At 67.0% G+C, this 18,483-nt stretch carries 14 protein-coding genes; 10 read left to right on the top strand and 4 right to left on the bottom strand.

Translation table 11 applies throughout. The features are described from left to right. Positions 1-5: 5 nt before the first annotated feature. The 6 genes from POS15_RS16360 to POS15_RS16385 are packed head-to-tail and all read left to right on the top strand — an operon-like array spanning position 6 to position 8,868. Complete coding sequence (locus POS15_RS16360) at positions 6-2,231, top strand: polysaccharide lyase 6 family protein (RefSeq protein ID WP_284128512.1); 2,226 nt, start codon at positions 6-8, stop codon at positions 2,229-2,231. After that, positions 2,228-4,468, top strand: coding sequence for an oligoalginate lyase (locus POS15_RS16365; RefSeq protein WP_284128513.1), 2,241 nt, complete (start codon positions 2,228-2,230; stop codon positions 4,466-4,468). Before POS15_RS16360 ends, POS15_RS16365 begins: the two co-directional genes overlap by 4 nt. Then, complete coding sequence (locus POS15_RS16370; RefSeq protein WP_019185568.1) at positions 4,465-5,757, top strand: MFS transporter; 1,293 nt, start codon at positions 4,465-4,467, stop codon at positions 5,755-5,757. The genes POS15_RS16365 and POS15_RS16370 overlap by 4 nt, the downstream gene beginning before the upstream one ends. 43 nt (positions 5,758-5,800) lie before the next feature. Beyond that, positions 5,801-6,556: a glucose 1-dehydrogenase gene (locus POS15_RS16375; RefSeq protein WP_019185567.1), complete on the top strand. Its 756-nt coding sequence runs from the start codon at positions 5,801-5,803 to the stop codon at positions 6,554-6,556. A gap of 30 nt (positions 6,557-6,586) precedes the next feature. Next, entirely contained in the window at positions 6,587-7,768 is a 1,182-nt protein-coding gene (locus POS15_RS16380) for a GDSL-type esterase/lipase family protein (RefSeq protein WP_046274110.1), read from the top strand. After that, on the top strand, positions 7,765-8,868 hold the full coding sequence (locus tag POS15_RS16385; RefSeq protein ID WP_046274109.1) for a sugar kinase: 1,104 nt from the start codon (positions 7,765-7,767) through the stop codon (positions 8,866-8,868). The genes POS15_RS16380 and POS15_RS16385 overlap by 4 nt, the downstream gene beginning before the upstream one ends. An 18-nt stretch (positions 8,869-8,886) precedes the next feature. On the opposite strand, the gene POS15_RS16390 is transcribed toward POS15_RS16385, so the two are convergent. Together POS15_RS16390 and POS15_RS16395 are read right to left on the bottom strand one after the other, a co-directional pair. Further along, on the bottom strand, positions 8,887-9,309 hold the full coding sequence (locus POS15_RS16390) for an NUDIX domain-containing protein (RefSeq protein ID WP_019185564.1): 423 nt from the start codon (positions 9,307-9,309) through the stop codon (positions 8,887-8,889). Positions 9,310-9,441: 132 nt separating this feature from the next. After that, the gene (locus POS15_RS16395; protein ID WP_019185563.1) at positions 9,442-10,014 is read right to left on the bottom strand and encodes an Ax21 family protein; all 573 of its coding nucleotides are present in this window, start codon (positions 10,012-10,014) and stop codon (positions 9,442-9,444) included. Between the two features lie 672 nt (positions 10,015-10,686). On the opposite strand from POS15_RS16395, the gene POS15_RS16400 reads away from it, so the two are divergent. Continuing rightward, a complete protein-coding gene (locus POS15_RS16400) occupies positions 10,687-11,046 on the top strand; it encodes a DUF1428 domain-containing protein (RefSeq protein ID WP_019185562.1) in 360 nt (119 codons plus the stop codon). A 148-nt stretch (positions 11,047-11,194) separates the two neighbouring features. Continuing rightward, complete coding sequence (locus POS15_RS16405) at positions 11,195-13,633, top strand: DPP IV N-terminal domain-containing protein (RefSeq protein WP_284128514.1); 2,439 nt, start codon at positions 11,195-11,197, stop codon at positions 13,631-13,633. Positions 13,634-13,648: 15 nt separating this feature from the next. Here POS15_RS16405 and POS15_RS16410 read toward each other — a convergent pair whose 3' ends face one another. Further along, complete coding sequence (locus POS15_RS16410; protein ID WP_019185560.1) at positions 13,649-14,350, bottom strand: hypothetical protein; 702 nt, start codon at positions 14,348-14,350, stop codon at positions 13,649-13,651. Positions 14,351-14,421: 71 nt separating this feature from the next. Continuing rightward, positions 14,422-15,351, bottom strand: a complete 930-nt coding sequence (locus POS15_RS16415) for a lysozyme inhibitor LprI family protein (RefSeq protein ID WP_284128515.1) — start codon at positions 15,349-15,351, stop codon at positions 14,422-14,424. A gap of 258 nt (positions 15,352-15,609) precedes the next feature. On the opposite strand from POS15_RS16415, the gene POS15_RS16420 reads away from it, so the two are divergent. Together POS15_RS16420 and POS15_RS16425 are read left to right on the top strand one after the other, a co-directional pair. Continuing rightward, entirely contained in the window at positions 15,610-17,004 is a 1,395-nt protein-coding gene (locus POS15_RS16420; RefSeq protein ID WP_284128516.1) for a hypothetical protein, read from the top strand. Continuing rightward, complete coding sequence (locus POS15_RS16425) at positions 17,001-18,476, top strand: hypothetical protein (protein ID WP_284128517.1); 1,476 nt, start codon at positions 17,001-17,003, stop codon at positions 18,474-18,476. Before POS15_RS16420 ends, POS15_RS16425 begins: the two co-directional genes overlap by 4 nt. The last annotated feature ends 7 nt before the right edge of the window (positions 18,477-18,483 follow it).

An 18,483-nucleotide genomic window follows, 5' to 3' on the forward strand; every position in this document is an offset into this window, starting at 1 on the left:
ACCCCGTGACTTTGCAACACTCGCTTGCACCGATGGTGCTGCGTCCCCTGGCCAACGCCCTGCTGTTGAGCCTGTCGTTGGCCGTATTCCCGGCCACGGCCGCCGATTACCTGGTGCGCGACGCCGCTGCCTATGCCAACGCCACCCGCGCGCTTGCCCCCGGCGATACGGTGATTCTGGCCGATGGCGTTTGGCGTGACATGGACCTGCTTTTCCAGGGAACCGGGAAAATTGGTCAACCAATTAGACTGACGGCCCAGACCCCCGGCAAGGTGATTCTCAGCGGCCAATCCCAGCTGCGTCTGGCCGGGGAGCATCTGGAGGTGTCCAACCTGGTCTTCCGCGATGGCTGGGCGCCCGGTGGCGAAGTGGTCTCGTTCCGGCGGTCGGCCAGTGAGTGGGCCAACCACAGCCGGGTCACCGGGATCGTGATCGACCGCTACAACAAACCGGACCGCCAGCAGTCCGATCACTGGGTGGCGCTGTACGGCCATCACAACCGCTTCGACCACAACCAGCTGGTCGGCAAGACCAATGCAGGCACCACCCTGGTGGTGGTGCGCAACGCCACCAGCGGCCTGGACAACCAGCACCGCATCGACCACAACTGGTTCGGCCCGCGCCCCAACCTCGGTTCCAACGGCGGCGAGACGATGCGCATCGGCACCAGCCACGATTCGCAGTCCGATTCGCGCACCGTGGTGGAGAAGAACTGGTTCGAGCAGTGCGATGGCGAGGTGGAGATCGTCTCCAACAAGTCCGGCGGCAACATCTACCGGGGCAACGTCTTCCAGGACTCGCGCGGCTCGCTGGTGCTGCGTCACGGCCACGGCAATCGGGTCGAACGCAATGTGTTCCTCGGCCATGGCAAGGCGCATACCGGCGGGGTGCGTGTGATCAACCGCCACCAGACCGTGCGCGACAACTACTTCGAAGGCATCGCCGGCGACAACTTCGCCGCCGCCTTGAGCGTGATGGCGGGTACGCACGACGCGCCGTTGAACCGCTACGAGCAGATCGATCACGCGGTGATCGAACGCAACAGCTTCATCCAGGTCGGCACCGTGCTGCTGGGCGCGGGGCTGGATGAGGAGCGCAATGCGATGCCGGTGAACAGCCGCATCGCCGGCAACCTGTTCATCGGCGATGGCAAACGCGAGCTGCTGCGCGCGCAGGGTGACCTCTCCGGCATCACCTTCGCCGGCAACGTGCAGAGCCCGGCCGTATCGCCCGGCTTCCCCGGCGGTGTCAGCGGCCAGTCCCTGACCCTGCAGCGCGCGCCCAACGGCCTGCTCTACCCCACCGCGGCGATCGATGCCGGGGCCCCGCGCGATCTGGCCCCGATCGCCCGCGACCAGGTCGGCGTGGACTGGTACCCCAAGACCCTGACCACCACCGCCCTGGACAGCGGCGCGGTACGCACGGTCGCGCCGGGCGAGGACACCCTCACCGCCGCCGTGGCTGCCAGCGCCCCAGGCGACCGGCTGCAGTTGCAGCGTGGCCGCTACACCGTGAGCCAGGTGCTCGCGGTGGACCATCCCTTGAGCGTGGCAGGTCCCGCGCGTGGCCAGGCCAGCGTGCAGTTCTCGCGGCCCAGCCTGTTCGAGATCAGTGCGGGCGGTTCGCTGCGACTGGCGCGACTGGACATCGACGGTGCGCTCGCACCGGATGCGGCCGGCAATGCGGTGATCCGCGTGCCGCCGGGCAGCCAGGCGTTCAACTACACGCTCCTGCTGGAAGACAGCCACGTGCACGGGCTGACCGCCAACAAGGCCTTCGATGTGATCGCCACCGGCAAGGGCAGCCTGGCCGCGCGGATCGCGCTCTCGAACGTCACGGTGGAGGACATCACCGGCAGCGTGATCGCCGCGGCCGCCGAGACCGATGATCTGGGCACCTACAACGCCGAGCAGGTGGATCTGCTGGACTCCCGCTTCCGCCGCATCGGTGGGCCGGTCCTGAACCTGTATCGCGGTGGCACCGACGAGAGCACCTTCGGCCCGGCCCTGCAGGTGCACGGCAACCAGTTCGAGCAGGTGGGCGTCGCCGATGACACCAGCCTGCGCCTGCATGGCGTGCAGTTCGCCAGCATCCGCGACAACCGCTTCGACCGCAGCGGCCGCATCCGTTTCAGCCATCGCGTCGGGGAACCGACCCTGCGTATGGGCGACAACCCGCTGACGGCCACCGCGCCGTTGCTGTCCGATACCCCTGTTGAGGCCCTGCCATGAATCACGCCCCGCCCCTGATGCTGCTGCTTGCCGCCACGCTTGGCGGGGCTGCGTTGCCCGCCGCACAGGCCGCACCCGCCGCCCGGCAGGCGCCCGCGGCGTCCGCCACCGCACCGGTGCTGGTCACCGCTGCGCAGTGGACGCAGATGCGTGCCGAGGGTGCGCGCTCGCCACTGTTCGCCAAGGAACAGCAGCGCGCCGAACAGCGCGTGCGCGCGATGATGAAGGCCGGCATCGACGTGCCGGTGCCCAAGGACAAGGGCGGCGGTTATACGCACGAACAGCACAAGCGCAATTACCAGGCCATCCAGGCCGCCGGCGCGCTGTACCGCCTGACCGGCGACAAGGCCTACGCCACCTTCGCCCGCGACCTGCTGCTGGGCTACGCCAAGCTCTACCCGGGGCTGGGCGCGCACCCGCAGGGCCGCGGCCAGATTCCCGGCCGGCTGTTCTGGCAGACCCTCAACGATTCGGTGTGGCTGGTCAGCGCGGCGCAGGGCTACGACGCGATCCGCGACACGCTCAGTGACGCGGATCGCACGACCATCGACGACAACGTGTTCCGCGCGATGGCCGATTTCCTGTCCGGCACGCCGGAGAACTTCGACAAGATCCATAACCACGCCACCTGGGCCGTGGCGGCCGTGGGCATGACCGGCTACGTGCTGCGCGATGCCAGCTACGTCGACAAGGCGTTGCAGGGCAGCAAACGCGATGGCAGCGCAGGCTTCCTCAAGCAGGTCGACCAGTTGTTCTCGCCGGACGGCTATTACGAAGAAGGCCCGTACTACCAGCGGTATGCGCTGGCGCCGTTCATCCTGTTCGCCAACGCGATCGAGCGCAACGAACCGCAGCGCGGCATCTTCAAGCGCCGCGACGGCGTGCTGCTCAAGGCGGTCGATGCGCTGGTGCAGAGCAGCTACGGCGGCTACTTCATCCCGATCAACGACGCCATCCTCGACAAAGGCCTGGACACCGAGGAACTGGTGGCCGGCATCGACATCGCCTACGCGCAGACCGGCGATGCCCGCCTGCTGTCGGTGGCCAGGATGCAGAAGCGCGTGCTGCTCTCGCCGGAAGGCCTGCAGGTGGCCCAGGCGCTGGCGGAGAACAAGGCCAGGCCGTTTGCGTTCGTGCCCACCCTGCTGCGCGATGGCCCGGATGGCACCGAGGGCGGCCTGGCGATCCTGCGCATGGGCGGCGAGAACGGCCAGGCGCTGGTGATGAAGAACACCAAGCAGGGCATGGGCCACGGCCACTTCGACAAGCTCAACTGGTTGTTCTACGACAACGGCCAGCGCGTGGTCACCGATTACGGTGCCGCGCGTTTCCTCAACATCGAGGCCAAGGCCGGTGGCATCTACCTGCCGGAAAACAACAGCTGGGCCCGGCAGACCATCGCGCACAACACGCTGGTGGTGAACGAGCAGAGCCACTTCGGTGGCGACTGGAAGAAGGGCCAGCCGCTGGCGCCGACGCCGCTGCTGTTCGCGGTCAGCGGCGATACCCAGATCGCCTCCGCGCGGATGGAAGGCGCCTACGACGGGGTCAGCTTCACCCGCACCCAGGCGCTGCTCTCGCACCCATCGCTGGGCGAGCCGGTGGTGCTGGACCTGCTGCGCGTCACCGGCAGCAAGGCCGCGCGCTATGACCTGCCGCTGCATTTCAATGGGCACATCATGGACGTCGGCTTCAAGACCCAGTCCGCCGTCGCCGCCCGTCCCGTACTGGGCAAGGCCAACGGCTACCAGCATGTGTGGGTCGATGCGGCCAGCGAGCCGACCCGCGATGCGCGCAGCCTGACCTGGCTGCTGGACGGTCGCTTCTACACCTACCGGTTCGCCAGCACCGCACCCTCGCGCGCCCTGATCGGCGAGAGCGGCGCGAATGATCCCTCGTTCAACCTGCGCCGTGAGCCGATGCTGCTGCAGCGCGTGGATGGCCAGGCCGCCACCACGTTCTACGGTGTGCTCGAACCGCACGGCCAGTACGACGGCACCGCCGAGACCGTGCGCGGCGCCAACAGCCGCATCGATCGCCTCACCCACTACCGCGGCAAGGATGCGGATGTGCTGGTGCTCGACCTGGCCGGCGGCAAGCGGCTGGCGCTGGGCATCGCCGACGACCCCACCCAGGGCGGATCGCATGAAGTGAGTGGCGATGGCCAGAGCTGGCGCTGGGACGGCGGCTGGAAGCGCTTCGATACCGGCACCGGCGCCGGCAAGGACAGCAAATGAAGGTCACCACGCAGGCCCGCACCTATGTCCGTTGGCTGATCGTGGCGCTGATCGCCGTCGCCACGGTGATCAACTACATCGACCGCAACGCGCTGGCGGTGATGTGGCCGCAGATTTCGCAGGATGTCGGCGCGACCAAGGAAGACTACGCGCTGCTGGTCACGGTGTTCATGCTGTTCTACGCCGCCGGCCAGTTCGTGTTCGGGCGCCTGTTCGACATCATCGGTACGCGCCTGGGCTTTGCGCTCTCGATCGCGGTGTGGTCGATTTCGATCGCGCTGCACTCGGTCACCCACTCCATCCTGTCCTTCAGCATCGTGCGCGCCATGCTCGGCATCAGCGAAGCCGGTGCATGGCCGGGCGCGGTGAAGGCCAATGCCGAGTGGTTCCCGGCGCGGGAACGCGCACTGGCGCAGGGCGTGTTCAACGCCGGCGCCTCGATCGGCGCGATCATCTCCGCGCCGCTGATCGCCGTGCTGTTCCTGTGGCTGGGTTGGCGCGGGACCTTCATCCTGATCGGTGCGATCGGTTTCATCTGGCTGCTGCCGTGGCTGATCATCTACCGCGCCGGCCCGGACAAACACCCGTGGGTAAGCGCGGCCGAGCGTGCACTGATCCTGGATGCGCCGACCGAGCAGCCGGCCGTGCCGGTGGCCGAGTACGTACCGAACGTGCGCCAGCTGCTGGGCCACCGCCAGACCTGGGGCATCCTGATCTCGCGGTTTTTCCTGGACCCGATCTGGTGGCTGTTCGTGTCCTGGCTGCCGATCTACCTCGCCGATACCTTCGGTTTCGACATCAAGCAGATCGGCATCTTCGCCTGGGTGCCCTACGTAGGCGCGATGATCGGCAGCCTCGGCGGCGGCTGGTTGTCCGGCCGTCTGATCGGTGCCGGCTGGAGCGTGGATAAAGCCCGCAAGGTGGTGATCACCCTGGGCGGCGCGATCATGGCCCCGGCGCTGATCGGTGCGGTGCTGGCCACCGATCCGGTCTGGGCGGTGATCACCATCGCTTTCGTGCTGCTCGGCTTCCAGATCGCGATCGGCAACATCCAGACCCTGCCCGGCGACATCTTCAGCGGCAAATCGGTCGGCTCGGTGGCTGGCCTGGGCGGCATGGCCGCGGTGGCCGGCACGCTGATCACCACCTGGCTGGTGCCGGCGATGACCCACGACTCCTACGCACCGATTTTCATCCTGGTGGCGGCCCTGGTGCCGGCCTCCCTGCTGGCGCTGTGGCTGGTCACCGGTCGCGTGGAAAAAATCCACGGCCCGGTCGAGCGCCGCTGAGTTCCCTTCTTCTCTTTCCCCCAACGCATCACAGGAGTGTTTCATGACCCAATTCAAGGACAAGGTGGCGATCGTCACCGGTGGCGGCCGTGACATCGGCCGCGAGATCTCGCTCAAGCTGGCCGCGGCCGGTGCCAAGGTGTGCATCAACTACGCCAACGACGAAGCCAGCGCGCAGGAGACCCTCAAGCAGGTCGAAGCCGCCGGCGGCACCGCGATCGTGCATCGCGCCGATGTCACCGATGCCAAGGCGGTGGCGGCGATGGTCGCCGCGACCCAGGCCGCGTTCGGCCCGCAGATCGACGTGCTGGTGAACGTCGCCGGTGGCATGGTCCAGCGCCGTCCGCTGGCCGAGATCGATGAGGCCTTCTTCCACAAGGTGATGGACCTCAACATGAGCTCGGTCTACCTGACCACGCATGCGGTGGTACCGCACATGCCCGAAGGCGGCGCGATCGTGAACTTCGCTTCGCAGGCCGGCCGCGATGGCGGTGGCCCCGGCGCGGCGATCTACGCCACCGCCAAGGCCGCGGTGATGACCTTCACTCGTGCCATGGCCAAGGAGCTTGGCCCGCGCGGCATCCGCGTCAACGCGCTGTGCTGCGGCATGATCGCCACCCGCTTCCATGATGAATTCACCAAGCCGGAAGTACGCACTGCCGTGGCCGGCAATACGCCGCTGCGCCGCCAGGGCCGTCCGCAGGAAGCCGCCGATACCGCGGTGTACCTGGCCTCCGACGCCGCCGGTTTCATCACCGGTGCCAACGTCGACGTCAACGGCGGCACCTACTTCTCCTGATTGACCCGCTGACCGCCTGGGAGGGCCGCCATGCTGCGCTGGATCACTGCATTCTCTCTTGCACTCGCTACCAGCGCTGCGGCGCTGCCCGCCCAGGCCCAGGTCTGGGTGCCGGCCTGGACCGCCTCGCCGGCCCCGGACCGTCTCGATGGCACCCCCGAAGCCCCGGTGCAGTTTGCCAACCAGACCGTGCGCCAGGACATGCGCCTGGCCAGTTCGGCCAGGGCGCTGCGCTTCCGCATCAGCAATGAACTCGGCCAGGCGCCGCTGCATATCGGCAGTGCCTCGGCCCACCTCACCGGCACCGCCAACGCGGCCAGGCCGGTCACTTTCAATGGACGTGGCGAGGTGGTGGTGCCGGTCGGCGCCGCCCTGCTCAGCGACCCGGTCGCGATCACCGCACCGGCGCTGGCCGACGTCTCGCTCACCGTGTACTTCCCGGATGCCACCCGCCCGGCCGTCCGGCGTACCGCGCTGCGCATTGCCGAGGGCCGCGCTGCCACGGTCGGCGATGCGGTCAAACTCGCCTACCGGCAGAACGTGGTCTCGGCCGTGCTGGCCGAACGCACCCGCAAGCCGATCGTCGTGGTGGCCCTGGGCGACTCCATCACCGAAGGGGCCACCGCCACCCGCGGCAGCAACGGCGACTGGCCCGCACTGCTGTCCGCCCGCCTGCAGCAGGCCTGCCCGGACCAGGTGGTGGTGGTCAACGCCGGCATCAGCGGCAACAAGGTGATGGACCATGGCCGCAGCCACAGCGCGCTGGCGCGGCTGGACCGCGACGTGATCGCGCTGCCGAACGTGGACCGCGTGATCCTGTTCGAAGGCATCAACGACATCCGCCACGACGGCGGCACCCCACCCGTGCCCGGCCGCAACGCCGAGGACATGGTGCTGGGCTACCGGCAGATCGCCGAACGCCTGCACAGCAACGGCATCCGCCCGATCGCCGCCACGATCACGCCGTTCGGTGGTTCGGACCGCTACGAGCCGATCGCGGCCGCCACCCGCACCACCCTCAACGCCTGGATGCGCGGTGGCCGCAGCGGCTTCGATGGCCTGATCGACTTCGACCGGATCCTGCGCGACCCGGCCAACCCGGAGAACCTGCCCGAGGACATCACCCGCGATCACCTGCATCCCAACGATGAAGGCTACCGGCGCATGGCCGACGGCATCGATCTGGCCCTGCTCGGGTGCCCGGTACGATGACGGCCCAGACCTTCGTTGTCGCACCCGACAACGGCCAGCGCTGGGACGCACTGGCGCTGGGCGAAGTGATGCTGCGCTTCGATCCCGGCGAGGGCAGGATCCGCAGCGCGCGCCAGTTCACCGTGTGGGAAGGCGGCGGCGAGTACAACGTGGCGCGTGGCCTGTGCAGCACGTTCGAACACCGCACCGGGGTGCTCACCGCCCTGCCGCGCAACGAGCTTGGCCTGCTCGCCCAGCAGCTGATCCAGGCCGGTGGCGTGGATGCCAGCCAGATCCTCTGGCGCGACTACGATGGCATCGGCCGCAACACCCGCATGGGCCTGAACTTCACCGAGCGTGGTTTCGGGGCGCGTGCGCCGCTGGGCATTTCCGACCGCGCGTACTCGGCGGCCTCGCAACTGCAGCCGGAGGCCTTCGACTGGGACGCGCTGTTCGGCCAGCACGGCGTGCGCTGGCTGCATACCGGTGGGATCTTCGCCGCCCTGTCCGAGCACAGCGCGGCGACGGCAATTGCGGCGGTGCGTGCTGCGCGCCGGCACGGCGTGGCGGTCTCCTACGATCTCAACTACCGCGCCAGCCTCTGGAACAGCCATCCGGACCCGGAGGCCGCGCGGCACACCAACTGCGCCATCGCCGCCGAATGCGATCTGCTGATCGGCGATGAGTATTCGTTCGCCGCATGCCTGGGCATGGACCTGAGCGATCTCGGTCGCCGCCACACGCCGATGGATGTCGGTCCAGCCGAGGCAGCCGCCGTGCGCGCGATGACGCAGTTCCCGGCGCTGCAGGCGGTGGCGTTCACGCTGCGCGACGCCGCCACGGCGGCCCGGCATGGGTGGGCCGGTGCGCTGCGCACGCGGGCGCAGCTGTATGTCTCCGACGCGCGCGAAGTAGACCTGCTCGACCGTGTCGGCGGTGGCGACGCCTTCGTGGCCGGTGTGGTGCATGCCCTGCTCAGCGGCAAGGGCGAGCAGGCAGCGGTGGACCTGGGCGCCGCGCATGGCGCGCTGGCGATGTCCACGCCGGGCGATTGCGCTGTCACCAGCCTGGCTGAAGTGGAGGCCGTGGCGCGCGGCGATGGGGCGGCGGCGCGGCGCTGAGCGCCGCCACGGTGCAGCTCAGTTCGCGATCGAGAGGTGTTCCAGGGCCTTCCGCGCAGAAAGCGTCAGCGGCGCCGGCAGCGCATCCGTCATGAACCAGCCCAGCCCGAGCAACGCCTCGGGCTCTTTCACCGATGCGACGGTCGCGTCGAGCGCACGCACCAGATACACCGGGGCCACCCAATGCTGCCCCAATGTCGGCTCGAAGTGGTCGACCACGCACAGCAAACGCGTCACTGCGACGCGCAGCCCGGTTTCCTCCTGCACCTCGCGCACCACGGCATCTTCGACCGTCTCCATCCAATCGACCTTGCCGCCGGGCAGGCCCCAGTGGCCCTGCTCAGGCTGACGCCCGCGCTGGACCAGCAGGATCGCGCCATCGCGCTGGATGACGGCGCCGCAGCCGAGGCGTGGGTGCTGCAGGTCAGAGGACGGGGGCATCGGGCATCTCCATGGCGGTGCTTCATTATCCCTCGGGCCCCGTGCCTGGATCGCGCCCACGAAAAAGGCCCGGCAATGCCGGGCCTTTCCTGCCACGCCGGTCAGGCGCGTGGCGATGCGGTCACGCTGGAATTACCAGCTGAAGCGCGGGCCGACCGACCATTCCTTGTCACCATGGCGATCCATCTTGATGTCGCCGTTGATGCCCCAGTTCTGGTTCAACTTCACCTGGCCACCCAGGCGGCCGTAGAACTGGCCATCCGGATTGACGCCGTGCTTCTTGCTGTAATCCTCGTAGCCAGCCATGGCATAGACTTCGGCATGCTGGCCAAAGGCGGTACGGATACCGGCTTCAGCGCTGTAGCCGTTGAAGTCCTGGCCTTCCTTCGGGTCGAACTTGTTGTAGGCGACGCGGCCCACGAAGTCGGTGCTGTTGCCGATTTCCTGGTTGTAGCCAACGCCCACGCGCCACTGGTCGATCTTGAAGTCGCCGATGTCGGTCTTCTGCTGGTTGTACTCACCGAAGGCGTGGAAGTTCGGGTGGAAGGCGTAGGAACCCTTCACGCCCCAACCATCGGCCTTGCCGCCATCTGCGTCGGTCTTGACGTAATCGGCTTCAGCATAGTTGTAGGACAGGCCTTCAGCCGCCGAAGCGGTGAACGGGAGGGCGGCGGCCAGGGCCAGAGCAATCAACGAAGTCTTCATGGGGGTACACCTTTATGTCTTGGACTACTTGCACCCGGCATGGAGGCCGGACTGCATCGGGAATGTAAATTCTCCGTTATTCGACACAACCCGCCCTGAAGTTGACCGCGTCCACAAAAGTGAATTTTGGGGCGGCGTTCAGACGCGCTCTGGCATACGCGCGTGACTTTTTCCAGGCGAGGACGGCGTGAGCGCCCGTTGCCGCGGGGATCACGCGGGGGCGTCATGCAAAGGGGAAGGCGCGGCGCGCAGGTGGACGGGGCCGGAAAGGATTCTGGTCACGACGGTGCCCTTTCGGGGCGTCACGCGCTGGGGAAGCCGCTCTTGGGGAGTTATCGGCTAACGCGTCCATCCTCCTGGATGCACCGAGGTCCGTGCCGTGGGGCGTTGGACCGCAGGGCGCCGTGGGGCGTCCTGCCCGGCAAGGCCATCATGAGCTGAATGCGTCAGCTGGACTATCAGGATGTTCCCCTCAATGACTCAGACTTTTCTGACATTTGTCCCAAAGGCAGCCCTAAAGGACGTATCGGATGCTGAATTTGTTCACTCCATGACCCGTCTGGACAACTTCACTGGCCGCAAAGGCCAGCGGGCGCAGTGTCGAGATTCCGTCCCCCGGTTCGTCGTATGTCTTGAAGACGCCCATCCCGGCGCGTCATCTGGAGCTCTGCCATGGCCTACATCGATGGTTTTGTACTTGCCGTGCCGACCGCGAACAAAGCGAAATTCCTGGAACACGCGCACATGGGCGATGCGATCTGCATCGAGCATGGCGCGCTGCGCGTGGTGGAGTGCTGGGGCGACGATGTCCCGCATGGCAAGCAGACCGACTTCCATCGCGCGGTGGCGGCCAAGGACGATGAAGCCGTGCTGTTCTCGTGGATCGAATGGCCGGACAAAGCCACCCGCGATGCCGGTATGCAGAAGATGATGGAGGACCCGCGGATGAACCCGGAGAACAATCCGATGCCGTTCGACGGCAAGCGGATGATCTACGGTGGCTTCGTGCCGGTGGTGGAACTGACACAGTGAGCGGGGGCCCCGAGGGGCGCACCCGCTGCCGCAGCGCCGCTTGAGTGCGCGCTGGAGCACCGGCATGCTCGGTGCTCCAGGCTGGCAGGAGCGCGCGCCATGATGACGATGCCGCCTGCCGGGCGACCGTCATCAGGGAGCGATACGCATGGCCGCACCACGTTCGGGGATGTTTCACTGTCTGCTCTTTCTCGGCGTGGCGGTCACCGCGATCACCAGCCCACCGGCCGGGGCCGAGGCGCCGGGCCTGGTGCAGTACCAGCGCGCCGAGCGCGTGCTCGACCAGCAGCTGCGCGGCAAGGTCCGCAATGCCAGCGTCGCGCCGCGCTGGCTGCAGGACGGCCGCTTCTGGTATGCCCGCCAAGAGGACGATGGCCGCACCGGCTACGTGCTGGTCGATCCGGTGGGCTCCACGCGCGCGGCGATGTTTGACGACGACGTGATGCGTACGGCGCTGCAGGCTGCCGGGGTCGCTGATCCGGGCAACGTCATGCAGCAGGTGGACCGCGTCGCCAGCGGCGACGATGGACTACGGATTACCTTGCGCGTGGACGCACAGCGGGTGGCGGCATGCACGCTGCCGATGCCGTGCAAGGTGCAGTCATCGCCTGCCGCCGATCCGCGCGACCTGCCTGCGCCTGACGGTCGGCACAGCGTGCGGGTCGAGCAGGACAATCTGTGGCTGCGGCGCGGCGCCGACGGCGAACGACGGCCGCTCACTCTTGATGGTGAGCCTTCGTACGGCTATGGGGTACTGCCCGATTTTGCATTGCGCGGCATTCCGCGCCGGGAAGGCCGGATGCAGATACCACCGTTCGCGGTGACCTGGTCTCCGGACAGCCGGCGCCTGTTCGGCGTGCGCTACGACGAACGCCGCGTCCTGCCCTATCCCTACCTGGCCACCGCGCCGGCCACAGGCTTCCGCCCGGTCGTCCACGAAGTACGGCTGGGCCTGCTGGGCGACGTCGAGCAGGTCCGCGATGCGTGGTTCGTCAGCGAGATGGATGGCGCCACACGCAGCATCCCCGTTCCCGAGGGCTGGCATGCATTGACTGAAGCCGGCGTGCTGGGCTGGTCGGCCGATGCCGGCAAGGTCTATACGGCGATCGCGCGCTATGACCACCCTGCACGGCTGCGTCTGGTCGAGGTGGATGTCAGTACCGGCAGCGTGCGCACCGTGCAGGAGGAGCGCAGCGATACCCGCGTGCAGCTCAACAGCTATCCCTACAACCGGCCGGCGGTGCATGTCCTGCAGCACGACGACGGCATCGTCTGGTTCTCGCAGCGCGATGGGTGGGGCCATCTGTACCTGGTCGATCGACGCGATGGACGTGTGGTCCGCCAGCTCACCAAGGGCGCATGGCTGGTGCGCGATGTGGTCGGCGTCGATGAGGTGCGTCGCCAGGTGCTGTTCACTGCGGGCGGGCGCGAGCCGGGTGATCCGTATCAACGACGCCTGTACCGCGTGTCGCTGGATGGTGGGGCGCCGGTCCTTCTCACACCTGAAGCGGCCGATCATGCGATCGATGGCGGAACCGGTGTGCTCATGGGCGGGCGTCCCTCCCACCTGTTGTCGCCCTCGGCGGCGTACGTGGTCGATGGCTACTCGCGGGTGGACCAGCCGCCAGTCAGCGTGCTGCGCTCAACGGCCGATGGCCGGGTTGTGCTGGAACTGGAGCGCGGCGACGACCGCGCCGTGCGCGCCGCCGGCTGGACGCCACCGCAGCGGGTGAGTGTCCTGGCCGCCGATGGACGCACCGAACTGCAGGCCACGGTCTATCTGCCGCCTGGTTACCGCGAGGACGGACGGCATCCGGTCATCGATGCCATGTACGGCGGACCGCACATCACCAATACCCCGGTGGGCTTCGTCGACGCCACCGCGACGATGAACCCCGTCGCGCGCTCCAGCCTGGCCCAGCTCGGCTTCGTGGTGGTGAGCATCGATGCGCGTGGCACACCCGGACGTTCCAAGGCTTTCCACGATGCCAGCTTCCTGAGCGCGGCCGATCTGCAGCTGGACGATCACGTCGCGGCGATCGGCGCGCTTGCCGTACGTTATCCGGGCATGGACCTGACGCGGGTCGGCATCTATGGGCATTCCTTCGGCGGCTACAGTGCGGCGCGTGCGCTGCTGCGTCATCCGACCTTCTACAAAGTCGGCGTGGCTTCGGCCGGCAGCCACAGCTTCCAGGGCATGTACGGCGGCGCGATCCACGGCATGGACCGCCTGGTCGGCGGCCAGCCGGTCTATGCAGACGGCACCGCCGTGCGCCCAGCACCGGATGCAGTGCCAGCGCTGTTCCAGCCGCTGGCCAACGATGCACTGGCCGATCGCCTGCAGGGTCGGCTGATGCTGGTCTACGGCGACCTGGATGAGAACGCGATGCCGGCGCTGACCCTGCAGTTGGCGCGCGCCCTCACGCTGGCCAACAAGGACTACGACCTGCTCTACCTGCCCAACCAGGACCACGAACTGTTCCGCAACGACGATTACTACATGCGCCGGATGTGGGATTACTTCGTCACGCATCTGATGGGCGCGACGCCGCCGCCCTACCGGATCGGGGCGGCCGCCTCGCCGTGAGGTGACGCGCCTCGCTCAGCGATGGGTATCGGCGGCATCCTCCGCTCCGCCCCCCATGCCAGCACCGCCCATTCCTCCCATGCCACCCCCGCCTCCACCGCCCATCCCTCCGCCTCCGCCCCCTTTGCCACCGCCCTTGTCACCCGCATCGCCCTTGCCCTTCGCACCGGCCGAGGGCCGTGCGGGACCCTGGCGCGGGATGGTGACCGAGGCCGGGATCGGATCCAGATCCAGCGCCTGACGAATGAAGTCGCGCAGCGACACCACCAGCTCGGCGGTGGGAACAAGGCGACCCTGGGCCATCTCGTTGGCGGCGTGGGCGGCCAGGCGCACCTGCTCGTCGGTGCCCAGCAGGACGATGTCCGACAGGGCCGCTTCCACCGCATCACGGATCCGGCGCGCACGCTCGCCACCGTTCTCGGCCTCCGCCGGCAGGTGCAGCGCATCGCCGGCTTCGCTGCCGTCGGGCAGCGCGCGGAAATCCCGGCGATGGCGAGGATCGACATCGAGCGTGCCGGTGAACGAACCGCCCAGGACCTTGTAAGCCGCGATCAGCGTGCGCAGTCGCTCGTTGATCTGCCGGTTCTCACGCTCGCGGCGCTGCTGCATGGTCTGCATGACCAGCAGCCGTATGCCGACACCGATCAGGGTGATGATCGCCAGCCCAGCCAGGGTGGAGAGCATGGCCTGCCAGGAGGTGAAGTCGAGACCGCGCATGGAATGCCTCCAGAAGCCGGCGTCCAGACTAGCAGGACGATACGCCCGCAATCGTCAAGGCTGCGCCGTGCTCAACCCGTGCAGTACTGCTCCAGTTGTGCGATCCGGGCCTGATAGGCGTCTTCCAGACAGGCGGCGTCGCTGCACTGGTTGCGCTGATGTTGCAGCCACTGCCGCTGATCGGCGCGCAATGCAGCCCGGTCCGTCCCACATGCAGGTGCATCGGCATAGGCCCGAGCCATGCGAACGTCCATGGCTGCCAGGCTGGCGTCACTGCATAGCAGGTGTTCGGCAGGATGGCTCGCCCGGGCGCAGTCGAAACTCGGTCGGGCCGTCGCTTGCTCAGCCTCGCGCGCCATGCGCGCCATCATGCCGGCATAGCCGGTTTCATCTGCAGGCGCTGCCTGCACTGCGATTCGCTCAATGGCTTCCGGCTCGGCTGGCGCATCACGGGGATCGGCGGATTCCGAGTCCAGGTCAAACCCCTCTGTGGTCGCCGCCGCATCGGCATGGAAGGCGACGTCGCTCACCTCTGGCGCAGCTGCTTCTACGGGAAGGCTATCGATCGCAGCCACCTTGCGCCGCCGCTTTTCGTTCTCGGCAGCCACGGCCGCAAGTTCCGAAAGCTCGTTGGGCGTCACCAGGAACTGACCCGCCGCCAGACCGTAGGTCACTTCGATGTTGTTCATCAGGATACGCCGCCACCACCCGGGACGATCCTGTTCGTTGCGATCGATCACCCGCTGAAGTGCCTGCCTGGCAGCAGCATAGGCCTGGGGGTCCGGTTCGGGAATCTTTGCGAACTCGTCTTCCAGCCGATCAAGCATCAACTGTGTTGCAGCGACGTTGTACTTGACGCGCATGGCAACGCACTTTGTCGTCGCGCCTGCGCCGAAACACTCGGACCGGAACTCCATCGCCATCAGGTCGAGGCGGATCGCCCGACCCTGCTGGCAGCCGGCAAGCACGACAAACAGTACACCCCACAGAATTTTCTTCACTGCGTATCCCCTGATGCGTCCAATGCGTGATGCCCTGCGACAGCTGCCTTTCTGCAGACATATTCCTTCATGCGCGGGCGATAATGCGACTTGGAGCCAAATGCGTCACGTCAGGAGTTTCCCTACAGGCACCATTCGCATGCGTTTGTTCCATGCCGTTGACTTTAGGATATCCTTGCCCGCGAAAGGATACAGGGGGACGGCGTGGCCGCCGGAGCAGAGCGAGGTGCCCGTTGGCACCTGGATAATGAGTCGTGGGTGCAGAATGGAACCGGATTTTCTCTGGTCGCCATCGACGCTGCCGTGCCTCCAACATCACTGAGCGATCTGGACTATCTGTCTGGCGCGTATCGCGTGCCCGAGGGGGGGTATCTCCCGGGCAGCTTCCGGTTTTCTCCCTTTACCGGCCAGCCGCTTGAGCGGCGCCCGGTTGAGCAGTGGCGAACCCCCTTTGGCGGGGATGATGGGGGGCGCAGCTGCAGCGCCGCCGCGGCGGAACCGATCCCCTCGACGCTTCAGGCGCTGTTCGATCAATGGCAGCGAAGTGGCCAGTCCATGCAGGACGCCGCCGAGGTGATCAAGTCACCGCAGCCGAGTGGCCTGTTCTTTTTCAGCAGCCGCGCCGGTGGCCATCGCAATGGATTGTTCGCGGCGAGCCGCTCTGGCCAGCTGTCGCTTTGGCAGCGTGGTCACCGCCATTGGGTGCCGCTGACACCGCGCGGGGCCTCACTCGGCCGCAGCCATCTTGAAACATGGGCGAATGCCACACTGACATTGCCGCACGACGATGGCCATGAGGTGATCATGGCGACTGATGCAGGTGCCGATTGCGTCAGCGTCGACGCAATGACATTGAGCTATCAGATTGATCGCGCGGTGGGTCGGTCCCTGGGTGCACCCGGCCTGCTGGACGATGCCGCCTTCGTGCCACAGGAACATGATGGCCAATGGTGCCTTGCGATCCGCCGCGCCGGTGAGGCATGGCAGCAGGTGCTGCTGACGCTTGACGCGCCCCTGCAACTGCTTGCTGCGCCGATCAGCGATCCAGCGCACCGCAGCCTGTTCTGGATCGGCACGCAGGGCGTGCTGAGCGTGCGCCTGGACGGCCAGGGGGACGTTTCCGCCCGGTGGCAGAGCTGGCCCGACGGCTATCAGGCCAACCCGGTTCTGGGTCCACCGTATCGCGACGGCGAAGGCTTCTGGCAGCTGCTGTATGACACCCGGGACAAAAAGTGGCTGCTCACCCGGTTGGACACCGTGCTGCCCGAGCAACGCCCCGCGCCACGCGGATCCACCAGCACCGGCCGAACCAACTTTCAGTTCAACGTCCGCCTAGAGCGCCCGTGGGACGAGTTCGACCATGACCTGTATTCGGTGACCCATGTGGTCTATCCGTTCCTGGAAGTCGTCGAGCCTCAGTTGATGCTGTCGCTCCACGCGCCGCTGCCGCAGCAGCGCAGCCTGCTGTCATTCTTCGAGAGTCAGGCGACCGTGCATGCCACGTTCTGCCTGGAGCGGATCGGCGGTCATGCCTACACCTATGCCATGGACACACCCTCGCCCTGGAACGCGCAGTGGTTCGTCCACGATGAGGCACTGTGGCTCTGGGTAGACGCGCGCGGCACCCTGCTGCGTTGGAGCCTGCCGCAATGAACGGCGTCGTCCTGAATCGCCTGCTGGGCGTCGCGGTGCTGCTGGCGAGCAGCATGGGCATGAACGTCGGAGCCGCCGAGCTGCGGCAGGCAGTACTGGTGCAGAACTCTGGCTGGATGGAGCCGTTCTACGTTGATGCCGAGTCGCCCTTCAAGCCGCTTGTCGCGCAGCTGGCGCAGGCTGCTGCTGGCCACGGAGAGGTCGTGGTGGGCGCGTTCAACCAGTCCGATGCCACCCACCCCTCGCCGGAGTGGGTGTATCGCGGACCGGGCAACCACCCGGGGCTCGCCCAGGCGATGACGCGCCTGCAGATGGCGCACAAAGGTAGCGGCGCACTGGCCGACACCGACTTCAAGGAAGCGCTGCTCGGTGCGATCGAGGTGGGCCTGGAAGGCCGCCCGGGCATCATCTGGATCGTCACCAACAACAAGAACAGCCCCAACAACAGTACCGAGGTCGTGGCTCGCAATCGCGAGTTCTACGAGCTGCTGCATGGTGAGGATGTCATCAGCCGGATCGCTGCGTTTCCGCTGAAGATGCCGGTACAGGGTAAGCATTACCGCGCCAACGGTTTGATGCTGTACGCGTTGGCGTACGGCGAACCGGCCTCGGCCGCGCTGGACGCGATACTCGCGCAACCAGCCCTGACCGCACTGCTTCCCGAGGGACATGTGCGCCTGAAGCCACTGAACGAAGCGGCCGTGCGCTTCAGCCCGACAGGTGTGAAAGATTCGCCGGGCATCGCCGCTGGCCTCGCCCCCGACGGCCACACCCTCGTGCTGTCGTTCGACGCCAGCACGCAGGTGCGCACTGCACAGGTGCAGGGCCGGTTCGAGAATCTGTTCAATCCCTACCGTATCGTCAGCGCTGACACGTCATTGGTGACGCCGCCAGCCATCGGCCTGCAGGGCGAGATGTCCACGCACTCGCTGCAGGCGCTGGATCCAGGCAAACAGAGTGATCCGCTGACCCTGCGCCTGTCGCTGCCCCCCCTGCCGTCGCAGTGGTCGCGTGAGGTGTTGCTGCGCAGCGGCTATGAACGGCGCGGGGCGATCGATATCCACCTTGATAACCAGCAGCTGGAAGTATCGCCGCAGTTTCGCGCGCACATGGCCGACCTCTTCCCGGGGGATGCGCTGCCGGAGGTCTTCCTTCCTCCGGTCACGGCCAATGCCTCGGTCACACGAGTCCCGCTGCTGCTTCGGGTGCAGTACCCGGTGTGGCCTGCCGTGGTGGTCTATGGCGGCGGCCTGCTCGCCCTGATCGGGGCGTTGCTGTTTCTCGTGCTGGTGACCGGCGCGCGCAAAGCAACGGTCTGGATCGACGATCAACCCCAGCACCTGCGGCTCAAACCGTTCACCACTACCGAGGTGCGCGATGCCAACGGCACGCATGTTGCCACGGTCCGTCGCGGCGCGTTCAAGCCTCGCGTGAGCTGGGCCCAACCTGATACATCCATCCGCATCAACTAAACGATTC

Origin of the sequence: Stenotrophomonas sp. BIO128-Bstrain, from assembly GCF_030128875.1 — a bacterium.
In the GTDB taxonomy this organism is placed as follows: domain Bacteria; phylum Pseudomonadota; class Gammaproteobacteria; order Xanthomonadales; family Xanthomonadaceae; genus Stenotrophomonas; species Stenotrophomonas bentonitica_A.